9 protein-coding genes are annotated in these 11602 nt (G+C 56.6%); 3 read left to right on the top strand and 6 right to left on the bottom strand.

What is annotated here, in order from left to right; translation table 11 throughout:
- Positions 1 to 160 precede the first annotated feature (160 nt).
- Complete coding sequence (locus ACFQW4_RS14150) at positions 161 to 1285, bottom strand: ROK family transcriptional regulator (protein WP_210082029.1); 1125 nt, start codon at positions 1283 to 1285, stop codon at positions 161 to 163.
- Between the two features lie 18 nt (positions 1286 to 1303).
- Positions 1304 to 2182 carry a BadF/BadG/BcrA/BcrD ATPase family protein gene (locus tag ACFQW4_RS14145; protein ID WP_377725885.1) on the bottom strand — a complete coding sequence of 293 codons (879 nt, stop codon included), beginning with the start codon at positions 2180 to 2182 and terminating at the stop codon, positions 1304 to 1306.
- Between the two features lie 267 nt (positions 2183 to 2449).
- Between ACFQW4_RS14145 and ACFQW4_RS14140 the strand changes: the two genes are divergently transcribed.
- Positions 2450 to 3610, top strand: coding sequence for a Gfo/Idh/MocA family protein (locus ACFQW4_RS14140; protein WP_377725883.1), 1161 nt, complete (start codon positions 2450 to 2452; stop codon positions 3608 to 3610).
- Positions 3611 to 3674: 64 nt separating this feature from the next.
- Here the strand turns inward: ACFQW4_RS14140 and ACFQW4_RS14135 are convergent, their stop codons facing one another.
- Positions 3675 to 4913: an MFS transporter gene (locus ACFQW4_RS14135; RefSeq protein ID WP_377725881.1), complete on the bottom strand. Its 1239-nt coding sequence runs from the start codon at positions 4911 to 4913 to the stop codon at positions 3675 to 3677.
- Positions 4914 to 5332: 419 nt separating this feature from the next.
- Between ACFQW4_RS14135 and ACFQW4_RS14130 the strand changes: the two genes are divergently transcribed.
- Together ACFQW4_RS14130 and ACFQW4_RS14125 are read left to right on the top strand one after the other, a co-directional pair.
- On the top strand, positions 5333 to 5932 hold the full coding sequence (locus tag ACFQW4_RS14130) for a hypothetical protein (protein WP_192235952.1): 600 nt from the start codon (positions 5333 to 5335) through the stop codon (positions 5930 to 5932).
- Positions 5933 to 6216: 284 nt separating this feature from the next.
- Positions 6217 to 8607 carry a glucose/quinate/shikimate family membrane-bound PQQ-dependent dehydrogenase gene (locus ACFQW4_RS14125; RefSeq protein ID WP_309836207.1) on the top strand — a complete coding sequence of 797 codons (2391 nt, stop codon included), beginning with the start codon at positions 6217 to 6219 and terminating at the stop codon, positions 8605 to 8607.
- 80 nt (positions 8608 to 8687) lie between these two features.
- Here the strand turns inward: ACFQW4_RS14125 and ACFQW4_RS14120 are convergent, their stop codons facing one another.
- The 3 genes from ACFQW4_RS14120 to ACFQW4_RS14110 form a co-directional block, all read right to left on the bottom strand.
- On the bottom strand, positions 8688 to 9899 hold the full coding sequence (locus ACFQW4_RS14120; RefSeq protein ID WP_377725878.1) for an MFS transporter: 1212 nt from the start codon (positions 9897 to 9899) through the stop codon (positions 8688 to 8690).
- A 112-nt stretch (positions 9900 to 10011) separates the two neighbouring features.
- Positions 10012 to 10902: a LysR family transcriptional regulator gene (locus ACFQW4_RS14115; RefSeq protein ID WP_377725876.1), complete on the bottom strand. Its 891-nt coding sequence runs from the start codon at positions 10900 to 10902 to the stop codon at positions 10012 to 10014.
- A 175-nt stretch (positions 10903 to 11077) separates the two neighbouring features.
- Positions 11078 to 11446 (bottom strand): helix-turn-helix domain-containing protein, encoded by a 369-nt coding sequence (locus tag ACFQW4_RS14110; RefSeq protein WP_101762352.1) that lies wholly within the window; start codon positions 11444 to 11446, stop codon positions 11078 to 11080.
- Between the last annotated feature and the right edge of the window lie 156 nt (positions 11447 to 11602).

Raw genomic sequence — 11602 nt, 5'->3', positions numbered from 1 at the left:
CTTCATTGGCCAGCGTGATGCGCTCCATCAAGCGTCGATTAATCTGCTCACTCTGCTTCAATTCGGAGATATCGATAATCTGCGCGATGAAGTAGTGCGGCTGTTGCGCGGCGATAAATCGCGCCGCGACGAAATGGGCGGGGATTTATCGCGTTATTCATTATTGCGGTGCGATCTCTTCATCGGCCTGTGCGGCCAACAAATCCAGCAGCTTATTCACCGCAAACCCGGCCGCGCCCTGTGCCCACATGCGGTTGGATTCCGTAAGGAACTGCAGCGGCGTCATGTGCGGCGTCAGCTTCAAACGGTAGGTCTGAAAACTCTGCGTAACGTGGTCGAGCAGAATGCGCGAAGCCATTTGCGGCTCCATCGCCAGATATACTACGTCCGGATCGTAAGCCACCGACAGATTCGCCAGCGACATCCCCAGATGCTGCCCGGCCTCGGCCAGTGCGCTCAGCACCTCCGGCGTTGGACGCGCATCGAGATCGCGCAGCGTATGCGGCACCTCTTCTTTGGTGGTGGCCGCCACGCGCTGCAGAATCGCCTGCGACGACGCCACATCCTCCAGCAGACGCTCAGAACCATCGCCCAGCAGCGACACGCCAATCTCCCCTGCTTTGCCGTGACGACCACGATAAAGCTGGCGATCGAGCAGAATCCCCGCGCCGATGCCTTTGCCGAACGTAGCTATCACCGCCGACTGCGCATGACCGAGCTGACCAAACACCAGCGCCGCCATCGCCAGCGCGTTGGCGTCATTTTCAATAAATACCGGCAGCGAGAAGCGCTCTTCCAGCAGACGGGCAATCGGCACGTTATCCCAGCCCAGCGCGCGTGACAGCACGCAAACGCCATTGCTGGCATCGACTAAGCCCGACAGCGCCAGACCAATCGCCCCAACCTTTTTGCCCTCAACGCCACGCAAAAACTTCGCCAGCGCATCGCCGAGCTGTTTGGGCGTCATCGCGCCGGAAGGAATTTGCTGCTCGCCGATGATGTTGCCGCTGAGATCGGTCAGCACCATCAGGTTGCGTTCGGCATTAAGCTGAATCCCCACCACGCTGGCGTGATCCGGATTGAGGCCGAGCAGCGTTTTGGGCCGTCCCATGGAGACGCGACGTAGTCCCAGCTCCTGCACGATGCCGCCGGTCAGCAGACGATTGGTGGCTTGCGACACCGTCGACATGCTCAGGCCGCTGCGCACTTTGAGATCGGATTGACTAATAGGCGCATTTTCGACAATCAGCCGCAGAATGCGCGCGGTTACGTTGGGAGCGCTCATGAGCCTCTTTATCTGAAGTTAAGCGGGAAGTGTCAGGCTGAACTGCATGGCCAGGCGAAGCGCACCGCATAGGGCATCGCCCTGGGGCGGCACCAGCAACGCGGCGATATCCGCCGGCAGCCACGCCTGAATGGGCGCGGCTAATCCGCCCATCAAGGCCAGCTTGCCGTGGCTGCGCACCAGCAGCGGCTGCACCATCTGCACGATATCCGCGGCGGATTGCTGCACCAGCGCTGTGCCGTGCACATCGCCCTGCTGCGCGGCAGCGAACACCTCAGGCACCACGCGGCCCCAATCAGCGGGTGTCGCCTGTTTCGACCACATCAGCAGCTGTTCCGGACTGTTTTGATAGCTTGCCATGATGCGCTGTGTTAACGCCGAGGTGGGCACAATCTCTTCGTGCGCCAGCAGCGCCAGCCGCAGCGCGCGTTGGCCGAGAATCGCACCCGAACCGGCATCTGACAGGGCAAAACCCCAGCCGCCGAGCAGCGTGAAGTGCGTGCCATCCCAGGCCGCGCCCTGGCTGCCAGTGCCAATAATAAACACCGCGCCTGGCGCACCGGCGTGCGCACCGGCACAGGCGATTTCGACATCGGTAAACAGATAGCGCGCCTGACAGCGTGGCTGCCAGCTGGCGAGACGGCTTTGCACCGAGGCGACGTTCGCGCCCGCCAAACCGGCGACGATCACCGTGCGGTCGCGCGCTTCAGCGGGTAAATTCGCCTGCGTAAATAGATCGTTAATGACCTGCTCAATGGCCACGATGGCGGCATCAAACTGCGACCAGACGTTAGCGGGACCGCCTTTGGCTTCCGCCAGCAGGCGTCCGGCGCTGTCGGTCAGGCGTCCACGACAGTGCGTACCACCGCCATCAATCCCCAGCATTAGTGATTGCACGCGCTTCCTCCTGCCAGCCCGAAACGGTATGACGCTTATAGATGTGCGAAAGATAGGGGAAAAAAACTTAAATCGCAATAATAAATAAATAGGCAATCCGTATAGTTAATTAAAATAGATATAAATCATATAAATAACATTTTTTCACCAATTGAGATCCGCCACACGGATTGACATTAGTTTTTCTGGCGTAATAAGTTAGCGGTCAGATTATCAGCAGCCTGACAGGTCGGGCGGCTCAAAGGCAACGGGCTTCAGGGGTACAATATGAAAGTGGGCATTATTGGTCTGGGCTTTCGTCTTTCCCATGTGGTGAAAGAGTTCAACAAAGCCGACACAGCGTTTTCCGTGGTGGGTTATGTCGATCCCGCTCCGGCGGGATTACCGAATCTGCACAGCTTTGGCATCGACCCGGGCACCGCGTTTGCTAGTGTGGATGCGCTGCTGCAACACGGCGGCTTTGATCTGCTGCTGGTGGGTTCGCCGAACTTTATGCACCTTGAACACATTCGTCAGGGCTTAGCAGCAGGCTACACGGTGTTCACCGAGAAGCCGGTGGTGATCAACGAAGAGCAGACCATGGCGATGGCGCAGCTGGTGCAGCAATATGGTCACGAGCGCATTCTGGTCGGCTTGGTATTGCGTTACTCGCCGCTCTATCGCGACCTGCTCACCGCGCGTGATGAAAATCGCCTCGGCGAAATCACCTCAATTGAAGCCACCGAACACATCAAGCCGTATCACGGTGCGTTCTTCCAGCGCGACTGGCGCCGTCTGGAGAAGTACGCCGGCCCGTATATTCTGGAAAAATGCTGCCACGATATCGATCTTTATCAGGGTTTGGTCGGCGAGCGTCCGGTACGTGTTGCCAGCTTTGGCGGACGCAAAAACTTCACCCCGCAGCACGCGCCTAAAGGTGCGGTAACAGCGCAGTCAGAGGTGTATCACGTTAAACCGAGCGGCTGGTCGAGTACCGATGCGGTGTTTGACGGCGATGCCGACATCGTCGATTACCAAACCGCGCTGATTGAGTATGCCGGTGGCGCGACCCTCGCCTTCCACGCCAACCTTAATGTACCGGATGAGTTCCGCCGCTTCTGCGTGATGGGCACCGATGGCATGGCCGAAGGTGACTTCGTGCGTAACTACTTCCGCGTGCACAACGCCCGCACCGGTGCGCGCGAAGTGGATACCGAGTATGACGGCAACGCCTATGACGGCCATTACGGCGCAGATGCGCTGATGGCAGAAGAGATAGTGAAACACATTACACAGGGAACGCCGCTGAAGGTTTCAGTGGTGGACGCACTGGAAGCGGGCCTCACTGCGATCAAAATCGATGAAGCGCGTAAATCGAAAACCGTGGTGGATATGACGGAGAGTTGGAAAAAATTTGACGCCAACCTGGGGAAAGCAGCAACCGCGTAAGACACGCGCAATAAATTGCGCCGCTACAAACCGTAGCGGCGCGATTCATCGCGCGATGTTGAAGTTAGGTAACGGTTTCGTTTTCCAGCTTCTGCCGCTTACGCAGATGCGGGAAAATCGTCATCCACACGCCCACCACGATCAGCGTGCCGATGCCGCCAATCGCCGCCGCGGGCACCGCGCCTATCCATGCCGCCAGTAAACCTGACTCAAACTCGCCGAGCTGATTCGAAGTATTAATGAAGATGGCGTTGACCGCATTCACGCGGCCACGCATGTCATCCGGCGTATCGAGTTGCACCAGCGCGCCGCGAATCACCATACTGACCATATCGAAGCCGCCCAACGCCGCCAGCGCGATCACCGATAGCCACAGCTGCGTGGAGAGCGCGAACACCAGCGTCGCCACGCCAAAACCGGCCACCGAGCCGAACATGATCATGCCGACGTTCTTTTCCAGCTTGTGACGACTCAGCCACACGCCAACCAGCAGCGCACCGACCGACGGCGCGCCGCGCAGGATGCCCAAGCCCCACGGCCCGGTATGCAGGATATCTTGCGCGAAGATCGGCAGCAGCGCGGTGGCGCCGCCCAGCAGCACGGCAAACAGATCGAGTGAAATCACGCCGAGCACATCTTTGCGATCGCGGATAAAGCGCACGCCAGCAAACAGGTTCGGCAGATTCATCGGCAAGCGCGCCTGCGGCGGCCGCTCATAGCGCAGTCGGCTCACCAGCACGATGGAGAACAGATAGAACAGCGCCGAGACGCCATACACCACTTCCGGACCGGCGACATAAAGGAAGCCACCGAGCGTTGGGCCGATAATCACCGCCGCCTGTCCGCCCACCGAACTGGCGGCCATGGCGCGCGCCAGAATCGGCGGCGGCACCAGCGCCGGCAGCATTGAGGTAATCGCTGGCCACTCAAGCGCCTTGGCGACGGAGATCAGAAACACCAATCCCCAAATCTCGATCTTGCCCGCCCAGTTCATCAGCGTGAGCGCAACCAGCCCCAGCAGCGCCAGCCACTCAATAAATTGTCCGAGCAATACGATACGACGACGGTCAAGCTGATCGGCCAGATGCCCGGCGGGCAGCGCCAGCAGTACAGAAGGCAGAAACTGCATCAGACCGATCATGCCGAGCGCCATCGCGCTGTGGGTCAACGCGTAGATTTGCCAGCTGACCGCGACCGAAAACATTTGAAAACCAAACGATGAACAGGTGCGCGCCAGCCAAAAGGCGACAAACGACCTGTGCCGCAGCAATGAATCCTCTGCTGCGGAGACTGGAGAACCCATAGTTTTATCCCATCCTAAACAATTACATCGGTTAGCGTCGTTGCACCAACCTGGTGAAAAGCCACGTTGCGGCTTCCGCTTTATTTTTTCAGACCACAGAGTGCGGCATCTTACTGAGCCAGGCAATGGCTAGCCGTGCTGTTTAAAAACAGAAGCTTATCCAAAAATTAGCTAAGCATGGAGCTCTTAATATTAGCAGGCTGATGGTTATGAGATGAAAATATCCAAAAGTTTCCCAATGTTGCAATATCCGATTAATTCATCCTGCGTGGCGCCTAATATCTCTCTATCAGTGACAGTTAAAAAAAGGTGATCTTGATAAACAAAACGATCTATATTGACTGTGTTTAGATTTCATTATCCCGCCGTCCTTATAATAATTAAGACGCTCCAGTTAATTAATTTATTCACAGAGATAAATGGAAAACAGTTCTTATAATCCTTATGTTACTGAGCGCATCCATCGCTTCGACGGGGCGCTAGCTGGCGTGTGTTATTCAGCCCCCTTTATGCATTGCGAACAGGAAAACACAGCAATACTTAATGGACGCAACATAATTTCGCTGCATAATCAGTTGCCGGACACACCCGAATTAATAATCATCCCGTTAACGGGAAATAACCTTGTGCGTTTTTTACAGGATCCGGAAATTTATTCCAGCCTGCAGGATGAGAATGTACAGCTGGCAATCAATTATGCCGATTTAGTTCAGCAAGATAGTGCTTTACGTAGGGCCGCAGAGCGTTTCTCATTTTGGCTCTATGATTTGGCACCGCCCGGCACCTGCTGGAAGAATATCGCTGCGTTTCCATTTTGCGGTATTGCGCTGACCGACGAGTTTTTTCACGATAATTATCTCAAGTTCAGCTTTCCTTTTCTGCTGGAATCCTGTCGTGAAAGAGAAGTGGAAGTAATATTACGCACGCCACAGTTAACGTTGCCCGCTGAGCACTATGCGCAACTTAATTTGAGCGGCTGGCAGGAACAACGCACCAGCAGCACGCTGTTTGAAGGGTAAACGTTTACACAATGTGTTGCTCTTAGGTGTTGTGGCCCGATCTAACTGGACATAACACCTTTATTCCCTCATAAAATGTCGCAGTACTTCCCTTCAACGAGTGCAAAGCACTAAAAATATCAAACCCTTTAACGTTTTTAAGATAAAATTTAACGCAAAGGGAACATCTCGCCGCACGGAAAGCGTCGCTCGAACCGTTTCGTTATTTCGTACTCTATGTCGGGAAGCAACCCAACGCGTTGTTTCCTTTTTAGTTTTTAATGGCAAAGAAAGAGGTCAATATTATGGGGAAAGCTTCCTCATCTTTTGGCGTAATCCGTTTTCTCACAGTGCTGTTTGCACTGCTGACGGGCGCGTTTATGCTGGTTGGTGGCGTTTGGTTAGCCGCCATTGGTGGTTCCTGGTACTACGTTATTGGCGGTGTGGTCATGTTGATCACCGCTATTCTGCTGTGGCGCCGTAGCGGCTCAGCATTACTGCTGTACGCATTGCTGCTGTTGGCAACGCTGGTGTGGGGCGTGTGGGAAGTCGGTTTCGACTTCTGGGCGCTGGCACCGCGTACCGATGTGCTGGTGATCTTCGGCATCTGGCTGATTCTGCCGTTTGTGTATCGCGGTCTGAATAATGCCGGCAAAGGCGCTCTGGCGCTGCTGTCAGTGGCGCTGCTTGCCAGCGTGCTGGTGCTGGCGTGGGCGGTATTCCACGATCCGCAAGAGCTGAACGGTGAAATTCCAGCGGCAGCAGCCAATGCTCCGCAGGCACAGCCGCTGAGCAACATCGCTGATGCTGACTGGCCGGCGTATGCGCGTGACCAGCAAGGCACCCGCTTCTCCCCGCTGAAGCAGATCAACACCGGTAATGTGAAAGAGCTGCAGGTTGCCTGGCAGTTCCAGACCGGCGATTTGAAGACGCCAAACGATCCGGGCGAAATCACCGATGAAGTCACGCCAATCAAAATCCGTGACACCCTGTATCTCTGCTCACCGCACCAGATTCTGTTTGCGCTGGATGCCAAAACCGGTAAGCAGAAGTGGAAATTTGATCCGGGCCTGAAGCCGAATCCAACCTTCCAGCACGTGACCTGCCGTGGCGTTTCTTACCACGAAGTGCCTGCTGCGGCCGATGCGGCCAATACTCAACCTGCGCTGTGCTCACGCCGCATTTACCTGCCGGTGAATGATGGCCGCATGTTCGCGCTGGATGCGGAAACCGGTGAACGTTGTGCTGCCTTTGGCAACAACGGTGAACTGGATCTGCAGCACAAGCAGCCGGTATTGACGCCAGGCCAGTATGAGCCGACGTCGCCGCCGGTCATCACCGACACGACCATCGTGGTCGCGGGTGCGGTCACCGATAACTACTCTACCCGTGAGCCGTCAGGCGCCATCCGTGGCTTCGACGTTAACACCGGTAAACTGCTGTGGGTGTTCGATCCGGGTGCCAAAGATCCAAACGCGATTCCAGCGGATGAACACAGCTTCACCATGAATTCACCGAACTCATGGGCACCGGCGGTGTACGATCCGAAACTGGATATCGTTTACCTGCCGATGGGTGTGTCAACGCCAGATATCTGGGGCGGCAACCGCACACCAGAGCAGGAACGTTATGCAAGCAGCGTACTGGCGCTGAACGCCACCACCGGTAAACTGGTGTGGTCGTATCAGACCGTGCATCACGATCTGTGGGATATGGACCTGCCGTCGCAGCCGACGCTGGCTGATATCACGACTAAAGATGGCAAAACCGTACCGGTGATTTATGCACCGGCGAAAACCGGTAACATCTTTGTCCTGGATCGTCGTACCGGTGAGCCGGTTGTCCCTGCGCCGGAAACTCCGGTTCCACAGGGCGCCGCCAAAGGTGACCACGTTGCACCTACTCAGCCGTACTCCGAACTGACCTTCCGTCCGAAACAGAATCTGACGGACAAGGACATGTGGGGCGCGACGATGTACGACCAGCTGGTGTGCCGCGTGATCTTCAAGCGTCTGCGCTATGAAGGCCCGTTCACCCCGCCGTCTGAGCAAGGTACGCTGGTGTTCCCAGGCAACCTCGGCATGTTCGAGTGGGGCGGTATCGCAGTTGACCCACATCGTCAGATTGCGATTGCTAACCCAATGGCGCTGCCGTTTGTGTCCAAGCTGGTTCCGCGCGGTCCGGGCAACCCGATCGAGCCACCGGCTGACGACAAAGGCGGTTCAGGTACCGAAACCGGTATCCAGCCACAGTACGGCGTACCGTACGGCGTGGAGCTGAATCCGTTCCTGTCACCGTTTGGTCTGCCATGTAAACAACCGGCGTGGGGCTATGTCTCCGCAGTTGATCTGAAGACCAACGAAACCGTGTGGAAAAAACGCATTGGTACGGTTCGCGATAGCGCGCCAGTGCCACTGCCGTTCAAAATGGGTATGCCAATGCTGGGCGGCCCAATCACCACCGCCGGTAACGTGTTCTTCATTGGTGCCACCGCAGATAACTACCTGCGTGCGTTCGACACCAATACCGGTGAAATGCTGTGGCAGGCACGTCTGCCAGCAGGCGGCCAGGCAACGCCGATGACCTATGAAGTGGATGGCAAGCAGTACGTTGTTATCGCTGCCGGTGGTCACGGTTCGTTTGGCACCAAGCTGGGCGATTATGTGATTGCTTATGCACTGCCTGATGCGAAGTAAGTTTTCGCGTTGAGGTAACAAAGCGGGCTTAGGCCCGCTTTTTTTATATTTAACGGTTGCCATGAATGGCGCCCTACATGTTAGGTTTTACGCAGCACTCGCGCGTTCAGCAATGCGCACAGCGCCATGATCACACAGGTCGCCAGAAACACCGGCCGCATACCAAACGCGCCGCCAATAAAGCCGCCGAACAGCGGACCTGAAACCTGACCGACATACTGCGCCGAGGTTGAATAACCCAGCATCTTGCCCACCTGCGACTGCGGCACGCTGTGACGAATCAGCGCGGTGACGCACGGCATCAATCCACCCAGCGCCATACCCATCAGAAAACGCAGCACCACCAGTTGCCACGCTTCGCGGATAAACGCCTGCGGGATCAGCAGCAGCGCACAGGCTATCAGCCCATACACCAGCACGCGACCATGCCCGACGCGATCGGCCAGCCGTCCCAGACGTGGCGCGGAGATAATGCTGCCGAGCGCGGCGGCGGCCATCACCAATCCGGCGGTGACGGTGATGGCGTGATCGCCGTTAACAAACTGGCCGATATACAGCGTGATGATCGGCTCAATCGACATATTGGCGAAAATCAGCAGCATGCCCGACAGCCACATTAGCCGCACCACGGGCAAATTGAGTGACTTCGCATCGTCAGCAATCTTCTGTGAGGTTTTCTTGCCAGAGGAGCGCGGCACCTCTTTCAGCAAAAAGGTGGTTGCGAGGAAGGCGAGAAAAATCACCGCGCCGGTCAGCCAGAAGGTGTGACGAATGCCAATCAGCGGCGGCAACACGCCACCCAGCAGCGGCCCTACCACGTTGCCGGCCATAATGCCGGATGACAGCACGCCTAGCGCCCAGCCGGTTTGTTCTTTCGGCGTTTGCGCCGCCACCAGAATGGTCGATCCCGAGGCGTAGCCGCCGAGCAAACCCGCCAGCAAACGCAGCGCCACCAGCTGCCACGGCGCGGTGGCCATACCAATCAGCGACATGGCAATCGCCATGCCGAGGCTGGCGCGGATCAGCATCAGTTTGCGGCCATAGCGATCGGCCAGTCTGCCCCATAACGGCGCGGTCAGGGCGGCGCTGAGGAAGGTGGCGCCGTAGGCCGCACCCGACCAGCGCGCAATCGCCGCGGGTTCCTGCACGCCGAGTTGCTGCACGTAGAGCGGCAGAAACGGCAACAGCAGCGTCATCGCCACAATAGTGCTGAACGAACCCAGCACGCAGATACACAAATTTCGCTTCCAGTGTTGCTGTTCGGGCGCTAACGCGAGTGGAGGTTGCTGCATGGTAATATCCCTGTTTTTTGCTTTTTTAGCAGGCTAACAGTGACGCTGCGCAGAAAATAGAGTAGCGCGGATAATTGCCAGGCGGCGCAGCATTGTTGCCAGATAACAACAATTACGCTGTGCCAAGGGTGTTGATTAACGCATCGCACAGTAAGGTGACCGGCGAAGAGGGTTGCGGCTGCTCTTTCAGCAATAGATAGCTGTGCAGGCGATCCATTTGCCAATCTGATAGCACCTGCTGGATTTCGCCGCGCGCTAAGGCATCTTGCGTCATATAAGCGGGCAGATAAGCGATGCCGGTGCCTGCCAGTGCGGCATTAAGCAGCGCCATACTGTTGTTGGCGCGGAAACGGCTGTGCACATCCAGCGCCAGGCGCTGTTTATCACGGCGAAACGGCAGCGCGGCGGTGTGCGCGGGGCCGTGAAACAGCAGCAAGTCGTGGCGCATCAGGCGGTCGGGATGATCGATGGGCGCATGCGCCGCCAGATAATCTGGCGTGGCGTACAAGCCCCAATCAATGCTGGCGAGTTCACGATAATTAGCCGCGTCGGGCGCACGCGCGCGGATCACAATCGCCACGTCGGCGCTGGGTTGCGGGTCATCGCTGGTGGTGAGGTCGAGATCGACGTTGATGTGAATATGGCGGCAAATAAAGTCATTCAGCGTGGGGACCACGCACTGACAGCCGTAGGTGATCGGCGCCTGCAAGCGCACGTTGCCTGCGGGCAGTTGATGTACCTGCTGCACAAAGGCGTCCGCGCGATGCATCTCTTCCAGCATGCGCACGCAGAACGGATAGTAAGCCTGGCCGAGCTCCGTCAGCACCACTTTGCGCGTGGTGCGCTGCAACAGCTTGATGCCGAGGCGCACTTCCAGTCGCGCCACTTCACGGCTGACGTGCGATTTGGAGACGCCTAAGGTGCGTGCGGCTTCGCTAAAGCTTTGCCGTTCCACGACGCGTGCAAACAGCATCATGGCGGAGAGATTGTCGCTGTTATCCATGTTCTCTGGCAGTTAAGAGAGTGAGAACAGCAGCTTAAAAGCAAAAGGCGTCATTAGTCCATCAGCGTACATTTCATAGCGGCGCGATGCATCGCGCTTATCAATGATGGCAACGAGCCCATCCAGATATTGCGCAATAAATTGCGCCGCTACGAATGATGCGCATAGGCATACATCAACTCGCCATCGCCAATGGGAACAATAAACGATCCGGCTCAACGCGACGCTGGCGGCGCAGCTGGCCTGGCGTCACCATGAAGTAGTTTTTGAAGGTGCGAGTATAAGCCTGTTGCGTATCGAAGCCGTAACTCATCGCCACCTGCAAAATCGCCTCATCACTGTTAATCAGCGTCAGTGCAGATTCGGTTAACCGGCGCTGGCGAATGTACTCGGCCAGTGAAAAGCCGGTGTGCTGACGGAACAGACGTTGCAGATGCCAGCGGGAGTATCCCGAGCGGCGTGCGACTTCATCCAGATGCAGATCGTGCCCTAAGTTATTCTCTATCCAGTCCAGCAAACTACGGATAAATTCGCGCTGATTCATGGGATTCTCCTGCGTTGGCAATATGTCCAGTGCCGCCACAATAGCGCGTTAAATTTATCCCTTAATTAGCAGAAAATTAGCGCAGAATTAGCAAGCGGGAAAACGGGTATAATTCTGGCCTAATTATCTGTCGCTACACTGCGTTCAGTTAAGTTG

Source organism: Pantoea sp. GCM10028869 (assembly GCF_042666835.1).
Lineage (GTDB): Bacteria > Pseudomonadota > Gammaproteobacteria > Enterobacterales > Enterobacteriaceae > Pantoea > Pantoea leporis.
This window is presented reverse-complemented; position numbering and strand designations above follow the sequence as displayed.

Bases quoted from the DNA above. Each gene is read 5' to 3' on its own strand.
- ACFQW4_RS14130 (WP_192235952.1), top strand. From the start codon at position 5,333: ATGGAAAACAGTTCTTATAATCCTTATGTTACTGAGCGCATCCATCGC.
- ACFQW4_RS14125 (WP_309836207.1), top strand. From the start codon at position 6,217: ATGGGGAAAGCTTCCTCATCTTTTGGCGTAATCCGTTTTCTCACAGTG.
- ACFQW4_RS14120 (WP_377725878.1), bottom strand. From the start codon at position 9,899: ATGCAGCAACCTCCACTCGCGTTAGCGCCCGAACAGCAACACTGGAAG.
- ACFQW4_RS14110 (WP_101762352.1), bottom strand. From the start codon at position 11,446: ATGAATCAGCGCGAATTTATCCGTAGTTTGCTGGACTGGATAGAGAAT.
- ACFQW4_RS14135 (WP_377725881.1), bottom strand. From the start codon at position 4,913: ATGGGTTCTCCAGTCTCCGCAGCAGAGGATTCATTGCTGCGGCACAGG.
- ACFQW4_RS14150 (WP_210082029.1), bottom strand. From the start codon at position 1,285: ATGAGCGCTCCCAACGTAACCGCGCGCATTCTGCGGCTGATTGTCGAA.
- ACFQW4_RS14115 (WP_377725876.1), bottom strand. From the start codon at position 10,902: ATGGATAACAGCGACAATCTCTCCGCCATGATGCTGTTTGCACGCGTC.
- ACFQW4_RS14140 (WP_377725883.1), top strand. From the start codon at position 2,450: ATGAAAGTGGGCATTATTGGTCTGGGCTTTCGTCTTTCCCATGTGGTG.